Below are 15,314 nucleotides of genomic sequence, written 5' to 3' on the forward strand. Positions count from 1 at the left end.
TTTAAGTATTATGTTGGAAAGAGGTATTGTGTAAGCACATGTCTGAGCAATTCATATGGAGTGGCATCATTTTATTTTAGGAGGGAACAACATGGACGTTTTTTCTGAGTACTTAGCGGGGATTGATGACCCGTTCCACCGAGAAAGAACGGAAGAGGTGTTAACTTGGATAAAAAATAAATATCCAAATTTACATACAGAAATAAAATGGAACCAACCGATGTTTACGGATCACGGTACATTTATTATTGGCTTTAGTGTTTCTAAAAAGCATTTAGCTGTCGCTCCTGAAAAAGTAACGATAGCGCACGTAGAGGATGATATTGTGAAGGCCGGATATGATTACACCGAGCAGCTAATACGTATCCCTTGGAATGGTCCAGTTGATTACACGCTACTTGAGAAAATGATTGAGTTTAATATTCTGGACAAGGCGGAATGCTCCACTTTTTGGCGAAAATGAAGGAAAAAGGCATAACATATGAGCTGTATAAAATATGTTACGCCTTTTCATTTGTCTATTTTTCGTTTTGATCATCTATTGCTGCTTTTCTTCAAACAAGGTCTTTTCATTGAGCGTAAGCTGGCTCGCAGAATAATGATTACCTTGTTTCCATTTCACTTCAATCGTAATATCATGGCCCTCAAGCTCATGTTCATCTAACCGCTCTAAAAAAGAAACGGACTTTTCCTTTGCGCTTCCATCACGATAAGTGCCTCCGGAATAGTCATGCATTGCGATTTCTGTGTTAGAATTCAGCAGAACTTCATTATCCTTTTTTACAATCAGTGATTCCAGATAAGTGTTGTCTGTTTCAATTGTATCACCGATCCAATAAAGTTCGCCGCTGTATTCATTCGGTGCATCTTCATTTTTTGTGAAAACAGCTTCCCAATTCTGGTCTTTGCTTTCTCCCTGCCAATTCGGATACTCCAAACGAACATGATGAATCAGGTGATAGGAAAAAAAGATCAAGCAGAGAGCGATTAATAGGAATGCCGTGAAAATGAGAGGGTATTTATAATGACTGGACATAAAAGACTCCTATTCGTTTAATCAATTACCTTCGAAAATAGAATTTCATCCCGAATCAAAATGCCGTTTTCAGCCACCTCGGGAATCTCCGGCTTGAGTCGGCGCGCTTTTTCAACTGCGTTCGGAAACACTGCAGCGAATTGATAGCCTCTCTTTTGATAAAACGCCATCGCATGTACATTATCATTCGTTGTGATAAGCTTTATTCGTTGACAATGTGCATATTTAGCCGTCTCTTCAACCTGCTGAAGTAAAGCTGTGCCGATTCCTTTATTTTCAATCATACTATCTAATGAAATAATTTCAAAATCTTTCCCATCTATCAAGTATGTAATACAGCCAATGATTTCGCCGCTTTCATTTACTGCGGCAAATCCATCTAATTCATCACACCGAAAAATGCCGCTGGAAATCGCCATCTCGGGTGTACCCCATTGCTTGGCAAAAAAATCGGTCAACATATGTTTCGCTATCTCATTGTTTGGGATGATGATCATCATAACACTCCTCTATTGAAAGATTGCATATGTACTATCAATATAAACAATATATAACAAAAAAATAGATATTGAGGTGACGGCATGGAAATCAGCGATGTTATTTACGGGCACCACCATATAGATGGAGTACTGGAAGAGCTTATCAAAAGCGCTCCTGTGCAAAGATTAAAAGGGATCTATCAAGGCGGAGCAAGCTTTTTAGTCAATCGAAGGTGGAATGTGACCAGGTATGAGCACTCCATCGGCGTGATGCTCCTCATCAAAAAGCTCGGAGGAACGATAGAAGAACAGATTGCGGGTCTGCTCCACGACGTATCACACACAGCTTTTTCTCATGTGGTCGACGTTGTCTTTGAAAATCAAGCAGAAGACTATCATGAAAACATCTTTCAACAAGTCATTGTTCACTCTGAAATCCCGGACATTTTACAAAAACACGGCTATCATACTGAAGAACTTTTATCTGACGATTCAAGGTGGACATTGCTCGAACAGCCCGCACCGGAGCTGTGTGCTGATCGGACAGACTATACGCTGCGTGATATGTACCGATATGGACACATTAACCTGCACGAAGCGCAAACCTTTTTGGATCATCTTATTGTGAGAAACGGAAGGATGTTTCCTGATAGTATTGAAGCCGCCGAATGGTTTGTCAGTGTGTACTACAAGGAAGTAATTGATTTCTTTTTGAATCCTGTGAATGTATATGGATATGAATATTTAGCGCGAGCATTGAAGGCAGCGCTGCGGCATGATGTCATATCTGCAGAGGATCTGCTGAAAACGGACCAAGAGGTACTGAACATCCTGCGTGCATCAAAAAATGAAGAAGTCCTGAGCTTGCTTACATCCATTCATCCCGGCATACAAGTAATAGAGGATGACATCCAGTACGATTTCCATCAAAAGAAGAAAATGCGCCTAATCGATCCATCCATTTTTCTTGATGACAAATGGATCAAATCCTCAGGTGTTTCTGAAAAGGTGAGGAAAATGGGTGAGGCCGCTTATCAAAAAGCAAAAAAAGGTGTGTATATAAAAATCTTAAATCAGTAATTGCCGCCTGACAGCGGCTTTTTTTATGTTTGGCTTTGCAAACAAAGGGGAATAGGACAAACTGCGGGAACGCTTTATGAGAATATCAGCGTATTTACATACCGTTCGGGGGTATAGTATTATCGAGAGGGCATGTTTTCATTGTCTGCGGGCAAAAGTTACAGGAAAAAAATGAAGCAAAGGAGAATGAACATGAAAATCTCTAAAAATGCACTGGGAATTCTGATGTTATCTCTTGTTTTTGTTTTATCAGCATGCGGCAATAACAGCAGTACGAAAGAAAGCACACATGACAATCATTCAGACTCCTCAACACATGAAGAGATGGACCATTCCGGATCAGCTGACGTTCCAGAGGGATTACAGGAATCTAAAAATCCGAAATACAAAGTAGGCAGCCAGGTAATCATCAATACTTCCCATATGAAAGGCATGAAAGGTGCTGAAGCTACGGTAACAGGCGCCTATGATACAACTGCGTATGTTGTTTCTTATACTCCGACTAATGGGGGACAGCGTGTGGATCATCACAAATGGGTGATCCAAGAAGAAATCAAAGATGCCGGAGATAAAACGTTACAACCCGGAGATCAGGTGATTTTAGAGGCTTCTCATATGAAAGGCATGAAAGGAGCAACAGCCGAGATCGATTCCGCGGAAAAAACAACTGTATACATGGTTGACTATACATCGACAACAAGCGGCGAAAAAGTGAAAAACCACAAATGGGTCACCGAAGATGAGCTTTCAGCTAAATCATAAAAAATCCTCCTTTTACAAGGAGGATTTTTTTGCTGTTTGAACAGGTCTTGTTAAAGAAATGAAAGCAAACAGGACAGCGATGATCACAATCGATCCGCCGCACCATGCCGTTGACACCACAGTACCCGTCTGATCCAAAACAACACCGCCAATGGCTGAGCCAAGGGCAATTCCGACTTGGAGGGCCGATGTGTTAAAGCTTTGCTGAATGTCAGACGAATCAGGTGCAATTTCAATTAAATAGCTTTGTTGAGCCGGGGCGAGGCTCCAGCTCAGAAGACCCCAAATCACCATGACAGGCAAAAAGAAAATCATAGACGATGTAGACAGCGGCAGTAAGAACATAATGATGGCAAAGGAACCCGTCACCAGCAAAATGCTCTTAAAGGAACCAAGCCGGTCAGATAGCGCTCCTCCGAAAGGGCCTCCGCATACAGCAGATATCCCGAAAAGGAAATAACAAATGCTGACCCAGAAAGAGCTCAGGTGAAGAGTCTCTTCTAAAAACGGTGCAAAGTAAGCGTAAAGCGTGTAGTGGCCAGCTAATGTAAACATCGTGACGAGGTGTGAACTCGCGATTTTCAGATTACCGATCGTCTTGAGCTGTTCCCGGAAAGGAATCATTTTCTCCGCCGGTATTCTTTCAAAGAAAATTGAAATAATCAGCATGGAGATCAGCGCCAACAGGCCGATGCCAAGGAACAAAATCCGCCACCCGAAGGAATCGCTGATTAAGATTCCGAGCGGCACGCCTAATGCGATAGCAGAGCTGAAACCCATAAAAATAATTCCGATTGCGCGGGCTCTGTATTCAGGCGCTACAATTTTCGGGGCAATTGTTAAAGAAAGTACAACAATCAGCCCTGTACTCATTGCTGCCAATACCCTAGATACCATCAATGTGGCGAAATTAGGGCTGAAATAGGCGACAAGATTGCTAAGGAAGAAAACAAATAAAGCAATTAGATATAAGCGCTTCCGCTCAATCTTCGCAGTCAATGCCAAAAGCAGCGGCCCAGATACTGCATATCCCAGCGCAAACACACTGATCAGCTGTCCGGCTGAAACAATGGAAATGTCTAAATCATTTGCGATCTGAGGAAGAATTCCCCCCACAATTAACTCAACCAATCCGACTGCAATCGTAGAAGCTGCAAGCAGGAAAACTTTGAAATTCATAACAAACTCCTTTACTTAAATGTTTTGATAAATAAAAAAAATCCTGATTACAAAAAATGTCATAAACAAATTTTGTAATCAGGATTTTACGGTTCCTGGTAGACACCCTCAAACCATATTATTGAGGTTATACAAGTGATAATAGCTATTTAATTGATTCGTTTCCGTTGATGAGTGTACCACATTATGAATGAATCTTCCATAGAAAAATTTACAAAATGATGAACCGGACAAGCATATGATTATATTTATTTTACAAAAGTATAGACATTTAAAAATAAATGACTATAATAATCCATGTAAGCGTTTTAATCACAAGGGGGGATAGCAGTTGAAAAAAATATTACTCGCGTGCAGTTCAGGAATGTCTACCAGTTTATTGGTGACAAAAATGAAGGAATACGCACAGTCTATCGGTGAGGAAGCAGAGATTTGGGCTGTTGGCCAGGATAAAGCAAAAGAAGACATGAGAAAAGCGGATGCCGTTTTGATCGGTCCGCAAATGAGCTTTCTGAAAAGCGAACTCCAAAAAGAAGCGGATCAATACAACATTCGGGTTGAAGTCATTGACATGATGGCCTACGGAATGGCAGATGGGAAAAAAGCGTATGAGCAGGCATTGTCCTTAATGGTGAATCAATAATGGAACAGATGAAAATCACGAATTTAACAGACGAGCAAATCAGTTTTCAGCTAATCCTGCACAGCGGAAATGCCCGCAGCTGCATCATACAATCACTGCGCGCCTACAAAGAAGGGAACAAGGACGAGGCTGATACCCTCATTGCCAAGGCTGAGCAGGATTTATCCGCGGCCCATGACATTCACTTTCAAATGATACAGAAGGAATCCGGCGGAGAAGCAACAGCTTTTTCATTGCTGCTTATGCATGCAGAGGATCATCTGATGTCAACATTATCCATGAAAGAATTAGTGAAAGAGATGCTTGATCTCTTTAAAACCAAGAATCTATAAATAATCGGGGTGGATAGGGTGTTCGAGAAAATCAGCCAATTCCTTGTTCCAATTGCAGGGAGGTTAAACAATAACCGCTATTTGCAAGTGTTGCGTGATGCATTTATGCTGGCTTTCCCGCTGACGATATTCGGGTCCATTTTTGTTGTGTTAACGAATTTGCCGTTTCTAAACAAAATCATGAACGCCTCAATGCTTACGTCGTTTCAGTCTCATTTCGGCATTGCCTCCACGGCGACAATGGGCATTATGTCTGTCTTTGTTGTGTTCGGGATAGGCTATTACCTGTCAAAAAGCTATCAGGTCGAAGCTGTATTTGGCGGAGCGATCGCTTTGGTTTCCTTTTTGCTCTTAACGCCATTTATCATTCAGCCAGAAACAGGAGATGCCATTACAGGGGTTATCCCGGTCGATCGTCTCGGTGCAAAAGGGATGTTTCTTGGGATGATTACGGCATTTCTTTCTGGTGAAATTTACAGAAGAATCGTTCAAAAAAACCTGACAATCAAAATGCCAGCCGGCGTTCCGCCTGCTGTAGCAAAATCATTTGCCGCACTTATTCCGGCTTTTATCACATTGACCGTATTTTTGTTGATTAACGTAATGGTGACTCTGTTTTTTAAAACAAATATGCACGACGTTATTTATCACGCGATTCAGGCTCCGCTTGTCGGACTTGGAAGCGGTATCATTCCAACGCTGATTGCCGTGTTTTTCATACAAATTCTTTGGTTTTTCGGACTGCATGGACAGATCATTATCAACTCCGTGATGGACCCGATTTGGAATACACTGCAGGTAGAAAACCTTTCTGCTTACACGGCGGGAAAAGAAATCCCTCATATTATTTCAAAACCGTTTATGGAGATTTATACAGTAGGGATGGGCGGAACCGGGATGACGCTTGCGATTGTGTTTACCATTCTCATATTCATGAAAAGCAGGCAGATGAAGCAAGTATCAAAACTTGGCCTCGCTCCCGGTATTTTTAACGTAAACGAACCGATTATCTTCGGGCTTCCGATTGTCATGAATCCGATCATTATTGTGCCTTGGGTGCTGGCACCGATGGTTGTTACGCTCGTCACCTATCTGGCTATGTCAGCCGGGCTCGTTCCGCCTCCGACTGGTGTGACAGTGCCGTGGACGGTTCCATTGTTCATTAATGGCATCATGGCGACGAACTCAATCATGGGGGGCGTGATGCAGCTTATCAATCTGCTGATTGTCTTCGTGATCTGGTTTCCGTTCCTAAAAGCAATGGATAAATTAAATCTGGCAAAAGAAAAAGAACAGGCTGTGCAGGAGACAGCTGCTCAGCAAAATGATAACAGCATAAAAATGTGACATAAGGGGAGAGAGACTTGGCACAAACAGAACAATATCGTTTTCCAAAGGATTTTTGGTGGGGATCATCGGCTTCAGCAACACAAACGGAGGGTGCCGCCGACAGAGACGGAAAAGGCCAGAATATATGGGATTATTGGTTTGAAAAAGAACCGCATCGTTTTTTTGATCATGTCGGCCCCGCAGACACATCCCAATTTTACGACAACTATAAAGAAGATATCAGGCTGATGAAGGAGCTTGGCCACAACTCGTTCCGGATGTCGATTTCCTGGTCACGTTTAATACCAAACGGAACGGGCGAGATCAACGATAAAGCCGCAAATTTCTATAACAATGTCATTGATGAGTTAATCGCTAACGGAATTGAACCTTTTGTCAATTTGTTTCATTTCGATATGCCGATGGCGCTTCAAAAAATCGGCGGCTGGGTCAACAGAGAGACGGTTGACGCGTATGAAAACTATGCAAGAACTTGCTTCCGTTTGTTTGGCGGCCGGGTGAAAAAATGGTTCACGCATAATGAACCAATCGTTCCCGTAGAAGGCGGATACCTATATGATTTTCATTATCCAAACAAGGTAGACTTTAAAGAGGCCGTCCAGGTTGGATTTCATACGATGCTGTCAAGTGCCCGCGCCATTCAGGCTTACAGGGAGATGGAGCAGGACGGAAAAATCGGAATCATTTTAAATTTGACCCCATCATACCCGAGAAGCAGCCATCCGGCGGATGTAAAAGCCGGGGAAATCGCAGACGCGTTTTTTAACAGATCCTTTTTAGACCCATCTGTCAAAGGCGAATTTCCAAAAGAGCTGGTTGACATTTTGAAGCATGAAGGCTTTATGCCTGATTACAACGCTGAAGATCTTGACATCATCAAAAAGAACACGGTTGACCTGTTGGGAGTGAATTATTACCAGCCGAGACGTGTGAAAGCGAAAGAACATCTTCCGAATCCCGACGCTCCTTTTTTGCCTGACAGGTATTTTGATCCCTACGTCATGCCGGGCCGCAAAATGAATCCGCATCGCGGCTGGGAGATCTATGAAAAAGGCGTTTATGATATTTTAATTAATTTAAAAGAAAACTACGGCAACATCGAGTGTTTTATCTCTGAAAACGGTATGGGGGTTGAAGGTGAAGAGCGATTCAGGGATGAACAAGGCATCATTCAAGATGATTACCGGATTGAATTTATAAAAGAGCACCTCAAATGGATTCACCGCGCCATACAGGAAGGCTCGAACGTAAAAGGCTATCACTTATGGACGTTCATGGACAACTGGTCTTGGACAAATGCCTATAAAAACCGATACGGGTTTGTATCAGTCAATCTTGAGAAAGACGGGGAAAGAACCGTCAAAAAGAGCGGAAAATGGTTCAAAAAGGTTGCTGAACATAGCGGTTTCTAGATTTTCCTAAAGGCCAAGATCTTCCGGCAATCATCATAACGAATAGAGATGACGAAAATCCGCAACATTGATGAAATAGGGAAAAGAACTTATGATATCCGTAAAAGCTTATGTGATATCAGACTCTAACAGCTGCCGGAGGATGCCAATGAATAAATACGAAATTATTGCAAATGAAATGAGAAATAGAATTAAAAATAACGTATATCCGATCGATCAGCCCATTCCTGATGAAGTATCTCTTGCAAAAGAATTTAACTCAAGCCGCATGACGATGAAGAGAGCCTTGGATAATTTAGTTGCCGAGGGTCTGCTGTTCAGAAAACGAGGCCATGGCACGTTTATTATTCAATCTGCAATACAGGATGACCATGTACATGTAGTCAGCAATGAGATTCTCGGATTGACCAACTTGCTGAAAGATAAAAAAATCCAAAGCAAGGTCATTCAGTTTGAAGTGCAATTTCCCACTGAGGAAGTGGCCGCCCATTTGTCTATTGATCAGAAAACACCGGTTTATTATGTCGTTCGGCTGCGAATTGTAGAAGGTGAACCCTATGTATTAGAAAAAACATATATGCCGACTCATTTAATACCGGGCATTAATGACGATGTCCTTCATGATTCGATCTACAATCATATTACAAATGTGCTGCAGCTCAAAATCGCCGGAACGCATCGGAAAATCAGAGCCTGCAAATCTGATCATATTGACCAGCAGCATCTGGGCTGTAAACAGGATGATCCAATTCTGGAAGTGGAACATGTGGGCTTCTTAGATACCGGGATTCCATTTGAATATTCCTTTTCACGTCATCGGCATGACAAGTTTGTTGTGACTTCTGTAAACATACGGCGCTGATTGCGGAGACAACAAGGAGGCCATCTGCATGCTTGGCGGTATTGAAGCAGGCGGCACAAAGTTTGTTTGTGCTGTCGGTAGAGAAGATGGAACGATCATTGACAGGATAGAATTCTCCACAAAGATGCCGGATGAAACGATAGAGAAAGTGATTCAATATTTTCGCCAATTTTCATTACAGGCAATCGGCATCGGCTCCTTTGGTCCCGTTGATAACGATAAAACCAGTCAAACATACGGTACCATTACGGCCACGCCGAAAGCGGGCTGGAGACACTATCCCTTTTTGCAAACCGTTAAGAACGAAATGAAGATCCCAGTCGGATTTAGTACAGATGTCAACGCTGCGGCGCTGGGTGAATTCCTTTTCGGTGAAGCGAAGGGTCTTGACAGCTGCCTGTATATAACGATTGGCACTGGCATCGGAGCGGGGGCTATTGTAGAGGGGAGGCTCCTTCAGGGGCTGTCACACCCAGAGATGGGCCATATTTATATCCGGAGGCACCCGGATGACGTATACCAAGGGAAGTGCCCTTATCATGGAGATTGCTTTGAAGGCTTAGCTTCAGGCCCCGCTATCGAAGCCCGCTGGGGAAAAAAAGCTGCGGATTTATCAGATATAGCCCAAGTCTGGGAACTGGAAGGGTACTATATTGCCCAAGCGCTGGCTCAGTATATTTTGATCCTTGCACCTAAAAAAATCATTCTTGGCGGCGGCGTCATGCAACAGAAACAAGTGTTTTCTTATATCTATCAATATGTACCAAAAATCATGAACAGCTACTTGGATTTTTCTGAATTATCAGATGATATAAGTGATTATATTGTACCTCCACGTTTAGGCAGTAACGCCGGAATCATCGGCACGCTAGTTTTAGCGCATCAGGCCTTACAAGCAGAGGCAGCATCCGGGGAGGTGCGATCATGACGCATCCTTTATTTTTAGAGCCTGTCTTTAAAGAAAGACTATGGGGAGGGACGAAGCTTCGTGACGCTTTTGGCTACGCAATACCCTCACAAAAAACAGGTGAGTGCTGGGCCGTTTCTGCACATGCCCATGGCCCGTCGGCTGTAAAAAATGGCCCGCTGGCAGGAAAAACACTAGATCAAGTATGGCAAGATCATCCAGAGATATTCGGGTTTCCGGATGGTAAGGTGTTTCCGCTGCTGGTAAAGCTGCTGAACGCCAATATGGATCTCTCCGTGCAAGTCCATCCTGATGATGATTATGCAAAACTGCACGAAAATGGCGACCTTGGTAAAACGGAGTGTTGGTATATCATTGATTGCAAAGATGACGCCGAACTAATTTTGGGACATCATGCAAGCACAAAGGAAGAGTTCAAACAACGAATAGAAAGCGGTGATTGGAACGGGCTGCTGAGGCGAATCAAAATCAAGCCCGGAGATTTCTTTTATGTGCCAAGCGGTACACTCCATGCTTTATGTGAGGGAACCCTTGTCCTTGAAATCCAGCAAAACTCTGATACAACGTATCGCGTATACGATTATGACCGCTGTAATGACCAGGGCCAAAAAAGAACTCTTCATATAGAAAAAGCCATGGAAGTCATAACGATACCGCATATCGATAAAGTGCATACACCGGAAGTGAAGGAAGTTGGTAACGCAGAGATCACTGTATATGTACAATCAGATTATTTCTCAGTGTACAAATGGAAGATTAGCGGCCGAGCTGCTTTTCCTTCACATCAAACCTATTTGCTGGGGAGTGTTCTGAGCGGATCAGGACGAATCATAAATAATGGTAGTCAGTATGAATGCAATGCAGGCTCACACTTTGTCTTACCTGCGCATTTTGGCGAGTTTTCAATAGAAGGAACATGTGAATTCATGATATCTCATCCTTAATGAATGGGGGAGTTGCATTTGTTTAAGAAACATACGATCTCTTTGCTCATTATATTTTTACTTACGTCTACTGTTTTAGCAAAACCAATTGAAGCGCATACTGTGTCGCCTGTGAATCCTAATGCCCAGCAGACAACAAAAGCAGTGATGAACTGGCTTGCGCACCTGCCGAACCGAACGGAAAACAGAGTCCTTTCCGGAGCGTTCGGAGGTTACAGTCATGACACATTTTCTATGGCTGAGACTGATAGAATCCGAAGCGCCACCGGGCAATCACCTGCTATTTACGGCTGCGATTATGCCAGAGGATGGCTTGAAACAGCAAATATTGAAGATTCAATAGATGTAAGCTGCAACAGCGATTTAATGTCGTATTGGAAAAATGGTGGAATCCCTCAAATCAGCTTGCACCTGGCGAATCCTGCTTTTCAGTCAGGGCATTTTAAAACACCGATTACAAACGATCAGTATAAAAAAATACTAGATTCTACAACAGCAGAAGGGAAGCGGCTGAATGCCATGCTCAGCAAAATTGCTGACGGACTTCAAGAGCTGGAGAACCAAGGTGTGCCTGTTTTGTTCAGGCCGCTGCATGAAATGAACGGTGAATGGTTTTGGTGGGGACTTACATCATATAACCAAAAGGATAATGAAAGAATCTCTTTATATAAACAGCTCTACAAGAAAATCTATCATTATATGACCGACACAAGAGGACTTGATCATTTGCTTTGGGTTTACTCTCCCGACGCCAACCGAGATTTTAAAACTGATTTTTACCCGGGCGAGTCTTACGTGGATATTGTCGGATTAGATGCGTATTTTCAAGATGCCTACTCGATCAATGGATACGATCAGCTAACAGCGCTTAATAAACCATTTGCTTTTACAGAAGTTGGCCCGCAAACAGCAAACGGCAGCTTCGATTACAGCCTGTTCATCAATGCAATAAAACAAAAATATCCTAAAACCATTTACTTCCTCGCATGGAATGATGAATGGAGCCCAGCAGTAAACAAGGGTGCTTCAGCTTTATATCATGACAGCTGGACACTCAATAAGGGAGAAATATGGAATGGCGATTCTTTAACGCCAATCGTTGAATGAATCAGTAATGTACAATAAGAAGGTGATCAAGAAGTTTCTTGAGCACCTTCCCACTGGATTAAGCATTCATATCGCCTAACCCAGGACTGTGTTCATTTGGTATTTCAGGAAGCACTGGTACGGGAAACCCTGCCGGAGGATCTATGACTTGTAACTCTCCGCCATTTCGGCTTGGAGATTTCCCCTGATAGATTTCACCGATTCTCGTTTCATCCAACCTAAAGTTAAACTGTGCATTATGGTAGCCTAATTCGACATACTTTCTGCACTCAGGATATTTATTAATGTCATAATTCGGTACAGGGAGGAGCTTCGCCCACTCAACGCCCAATGTCTCGAGCGCTTTCGCGAATGCATTCTGGTGAGCATTGTCGCGTACAATCAGAAAAGCAAGTGTTTCGCGGAACGTCTGATTAGAGCTCATTTCATAAATTCTTGTTTTTTGCAGCACACCTGTCGACTCAAGAAGCAGGTTATCCAGCAGGTCAGTAATTAAGTTTCCGTGGTTATACACCCACGACCCGTTCCACGGATTGCCCCCTGCATCAACGGGAAGGGAACTTTGCGCACCAATAATATAATGATGAGGATTAGCATGTTTAACGGCTTCATTAAGTGGTGCTTGATCTGCACCTTGACTGCCGACACCTTCACCGCCTGATTCATCTAATAAAGCATTGATTGTGTTTTGAACCAGTTCAACGTGGGCAATCTCCTCCAAAAAAATGCCGCGAAGCAGATCGCGGTACTGTTTCTGCTTTCCTCTGAAATTAGAGCTTTGGAAAAAAAACTGCATCATTGTACGCATTTCTCCGTAATGACCGCCTAATATCTCCTGCAGGACCTTAGCAGCTGCCGGGTCTGGCTTGTCCGGTTTAATGATATTAATCAGTTCCTCTTTGTAGTAATACATAACACGCCTCATTTCTTCTTAAGAGATTTTCTTATATTATTTGTAAGATGAGATAAAATATATACATGATAAGCATGGGAAGGCGTGAAAGAAGAAAATAAAAAAATACAGGAAAAGTGTTGACCAAATAAAACAGGCATGGTATATTATTAAACGTCGCTGATGAACAGCGTAAAACAAAACAGAAAAACAAAAAAGTTTTTCCGAGGTGTTTACAAGATTTTAAAAATGTGTATAATAAGAAAAGTCGAATTGAAAAACATTCGGAAAACATTTTTAAAAAACTTCTTGACTTCAACATCAAATGATAGTATGATAGTTAAGTCGCTCAATAAGCGCCCGTAGCTCAATTGGATAGAGCGTTTGACTACGGATCAAAAGGTTAGGGGTTCGACTCCTCTCGGGCGCGCCATATAAGATACCACGCGGGTGTAGTTTAGTGGTAAAACCTCAGCCTTCCAAGCTGATGTCGTGAGTTCGATTCTCATCACCCGCTCCATTATTGAATGATCTTTGAAAACTAAACAAGACAAAACGTACCTGTTAATTCAGTTTTTAAAAATCGCACAGCGATGTGCGTAGTCAGTCAAACTAGGGCCTGCACGATGCAGGTCACACAGGTGTCACCGCGGGATGCGGTGGACTTAACCTGTGATCCATTTATCGGAGAGTTTGATCCTGGCTCAGGACGAACGCTGGCGGCGTGCCTAATACATGCAAGTCGAGCGGACAGATGGGAGCTTGCTCCCTGATGTTAGCGGCGGACGGGTGAGTAACACGTGGGTAACCTGCCTGTAAGACTGGGATAACTCCGGGAAACCGGGGCTAATACCGGATGGTTGTTTGAACCGCATGGTTCAAACATAAAAGGTGGCTTCGGCTACCACTTACAGATGGACCCGCGGCGCATTAGCTAGTTGGTGAGGTAATGGCTCACCAAGGCAACGATGCGTAGCCGACCTGAGAGGGTGATCGGCCACACTGGGACTGAGACACGGCCCAGACTCCTACGGGAGGCAGCAGTAGGGAATCTTCCGCAATGGACGAAAGTCTGACGGAGCAACGCCGCGTGAGTGATGAAGGTTTTCGGATCGTAAAGCTCTGTTGTTAGGGAAGAACAAGTACCGTTCGAATAGGGCGGTACCTTGACGGTACCTAACCAGAAAGCCACGGCTAACTACGTGCCAGCAGCCGCGGTAATACGTAGGTGGCAAGCGTTGTCCGGAATTATTGGGCGTAAAGGGCTCGCAGGCGGTTTCTTAAGTCTGATGTGAAAGCCCCCGGCTCAACCGGGGAGGGTCATTGGAAACTGGGGAACTTGAGTGCAGAAGAGGAGAGTGGAATTCCACGTGTAGCGGTGAAATGCGTAGAGATGTGGAGGAACACCAGTGGCGAAGGCGACTCTCTGGTCTGTAACTGACGCTGAGGAGCGAAAGCGTGGGGAGCGAACAGGATTAGATACCCTGGTAGTCCACGCCGTAAACGATGAGTGCTAAGTGTTAGGGGGTTTCCGCCCCTTAGTGCTGCAGCTAACGCATTAAGCACTCCGCCTGGGGAGTACGGTCGCAAGACTGAAACTCAAAGGAATTGACGGGGGCCCGCACAAGCGGTGGAGCATGTGGTTTAATTCGAAGCAACGCGAAGAACCTTACCAGGTCTTGACATCCTCTGACAATCCTAGAGATAGGACGTCCCCTTCGGGGGCAGAGTGACAGGTGGTGCATGGTTGTCGTCAGCTCGTGTCGTGAGATGTTGGGTTAAGTCCCGCAACGAGCGCAACCCTTGATCTTAGTTGCCAGCATTCAGTTGGGCACTCTAAGGTGACTGCCGGTGACAAACCGGAGGAAGGTGGGGATGACGTCAAATCATCATGCCCCTTATGACCTGGGCTACACACGTGCTACAATGGACAGAACAAAGGGCAGCGAAACCGCGAGGTTAAGCCAATCCCACAAATCTGTTCTCAGTTCGGATCGCAGTCTGCAACTCGACTGCGTGAAGCTGGAATCGCTAGTAATCGCGGATCAGCATGCCGCGGTGAATACGTTCCCGGGCCTTGTACACACCGCCCGTCACACCACGAGAGTTTGTAACACCCGAAGTCGGTGAGGTAACCTTTTAGGAGCCAGCCGCCGAAGGTGGGACAGATGATTGGGGTGAAGTCGTAACAAGGTAGCCGTATCGGAAGGTGCGGCTGGATCACCTCCTTTCTAAGGATATTATACGGAATATAAGACCTTGGGTCTTATAAACAGAACGTTCCCTGTCTTGTTTAGTTTTGAAGGAT

Annotated in this window: 15 protein-coding genes, 2 tRNA genes, 1 rRNA gene and 1 riboswitch; of the genes, 14 read left to right on the forward strand and 4 right to left on the reverse strand. The window is 43.9% G+C overall.

All coding sequences use genetic code 11. The features are described 5' to 3' along the window. Positions 1-91 precede the first annotated feature (91 nt). A complete protein-coding gene (fra, locus tag NST79_RS03255) occupies positions 92-463 on the forward strand; it encodes an iron chaperone frataxin (RefSeq protein ID WP_038427459.1) in 372 nt (123 codons plus the stop codon). 75 nt (positions 464-538) lie between these two features. On the opposite strand, the gene NST79_RS03260 is transcribed toward fra, so the two are convergent. Then, positions 539-1,036 carry a YdhH/YoaO family protein gene (locus NST79_RS03260; RefSeq protein WP_131227158.1) on the reverse strand — a complete coding sequence of 166 codons (498 nt, stop codon included), beginning with the start codon at positions 1,034-1,036 and terminating at the stop codon, positions 539-541. A 17-nt stretch (positions 1,037-1,053) separates the two neighbouring features. Further along, positions 1,054-1,536, reverse strand: a complete 483-nt coding sequence (locus NST79_RS03265) for a GNAT family N-acetyltransferase (RefSeq protein ID WP_080481243.1) — start codon at positions 1,534-1,536, stop codon at positions 1,054-1,056. 81 nt (positions 1,537-1,617) lie between these two features. Between NST79_RS03265 and NST79_RS03270 the strand changes: the two genes are divergently transcribed. Beyond that, the gene (locus NST79_RS03270) at positions 1,618-2,595 is read left to right on the forward strand and encodes an HD domain-containing protein (RefSeq protein ID WP_212059805.1); all 978 of its coding nucleotides are present in this window, start codon (positions 1,618-1,620) and stop codon (positions 2,593-2,595) included. Positions 2,596-2,736: 141 nt separating this feature from the next. Then, positions 2,737-3,357, forward strand: a complete 621-nt coding sequence (locus NST79_RS03275) for a YdhK family protein (protein ID WP_212059807.1) — start codon at positions 2,737-2,739, stop codon at positions 3,355-3,357. Positions 3,358-3,369: 12 nt separating this feature from the next. On the opposite strand, the gene pbuE is transcribed toward NST79_RS03275, so the two are convergent. Beyond that, the gene (gene pbuE / locus NST79_RS03280; protein WP_003234105.1) at positions 3,370-4,536 is read right to left on the reverse strand and encodes a purine transporter PbuE; all 1,167 of its coding nucleotides are present in this window, start codon (positions 4,534-4,536) and stop codon (positions 3,370-3,372) included. A 55-nt stretch (positions 4,537-4,591) separates the two neighbouring features. Continuing rightward, a riboswitch (purine riboswitch) is annotated at positions 4,592-4,691 on the reverse strand. 176 nt (positions 4,692-4,867) lie between these two features. Between pbuE and NST79_RS03285 the strand changes: the two genes are divergently transcribed. From NST79_RS03285 to gmuG, 8 genes are all read left to right on the forward strand, one after another. Then, entirely contained in the window at positions 4,868-5,179 is a 312-nt protein-coding gene (locus NST79_RS03285; protein WP_014475989.1) for a PTS sugar transporter subunit IIB, read from the forward strand. After that, entirely contained in the window at positions 5,179-5,511 is a 333-nt protein-coding gene (locus NST79_RS03290) for a PTS lactose/cellobiose transporter subunit IIA (protein WP_212059809.1), read from the forward strand. The genes NST79_RS03285 and NST79_RS03290 overlap by 1 nt, the downstream gene beginning before the upstream one ends. Before the next feature lie 18 nt (positions 5,512-5,529). Beyond that, positions 5,530-6,858, forward strand: a complete 1,329-nt coding sequence (gene celB, locus NST79_RS03295; protein WP_003244271.1) for a PTS cellobiose transporter subunit IIC — start codon at positions 5,530-5,532, stop codon at positions 6,856-6,858. A 17-nt stretch (positions 6,859-6,875) separates the two neighbouring features. Continuing rightward, positions 6,876-8,273, forward strand: coding sequence for a 6-phospho-beta-glucosidase GmuD (gene gmuD / locus NST79_RS03300; RefSeq protein ID WP_015252688.1), 1,398 nt, complete (start codon positions 6,876-6,878; stop codon positions 8,271-8,273). Positions 8,274-8,421: 148 nt separating this feature from the next. Continuing rightward, entirely contained in the window at positions 8,422-9,135 is a 714-nt protein-coding gene (gmuR, locus tag NST79_RS03305; protein ID WP_015715336.1) for a transcriptional regulator GmuR, read from the forward strand. A gap of 28 nt (positions 9,136-9,163) precedes the next feature. After that, positions 9,164-10,063 carry a fructokinase GmuE gene (gene gmuE, locus NST79_RS03310; protein WP_029317333.1) on the forward strand — a complete coding sequence of 300 codons (900 nt, stop codon included), beginning with the start codon at positions 9,164-9,166 and terminating at the stop codon, positions 10,061-10,063. Continuing rightward, positions 10,060-11,007 carry a mannose-6-phosphate isomerase, class I gene (gene manA, locus NST79_RS03315; RefSeq protein ID WP_212059811.1) on the forward strand — a complete coding sequence of 316 codons (948 nt, stop codon included), beginning with the start codon at positions 10,060-10,062 and terminating at the stop codon, positions 11,005-11,007. The genes gmuE and manA overlap by 4 nt, the downstream gene beginning before the upstream one ends. Before the next feature lie 18 nt (positions 11,008-11,025). Next, positions 11,026-12,114, forward strand: a complete 1,089-nt coding sequence (gmuG, locus tag NST79_RS03320) for a glycoside hydrolase family 26 protein (protein WP_212059812.1) — start codon at positions 11,026-11,028, stop codon at positions 12,112-12,114. Between the two features lie 58 nt (positions 12,115-12,172). Here the strand turns inward: gmuG and NST79_RS03325 are convergent, their stop codons facing one another. Further along, positions 12,173-13,027 (reverse strand): manganese catalase family protein, encoded by an 855-nt coding sequence (locus tag NST79_RS03325; protein ID WP_021481617.1) that lies wholly within the window; start codon positions 13,025-13,027, stop codon positions 12,173-12,175. A gap of 335 nt (positions 13,028-13,362) precedes the next feature. On the opposite strand from NST79_RS03325, the gene NST79_RS03330 reads away from it, so the two are divergent. The 3 genes from NST79_RS03330 (at position 13,363) to NST79_RS03340 (ending at position 15,237) form a co-directional block, all read left to right on the forward strand. Continuing rightward, positions 13,363-13,439, forward strand: a tRNA-Arg gene (locus NST79_RS03330). A 13-nt stretch (positions 13,440-13,452) separates the two neighbouring features. Continuing rightward, positions 13,453-13,526 (forward strand) — tRNA-Gly (locus NST79_RS03335). Between the two features lie 161 nt (positions 13,527-13,687). Then, positions 13,688-15,237 (forward strand): 16S ribosomal RNA (locus NST79_RS03340). Positions 15,238-15,314 lie beyond the last annotated feature (77 nt).

Source organism: Bacillus sp. PS196 (assembly GCF_037963555.1).
GTDB lineage: Bacteria > Bacillota > Bacilli > Bacillales > Bacillaceae > Bacillus > Bacillus subtilis.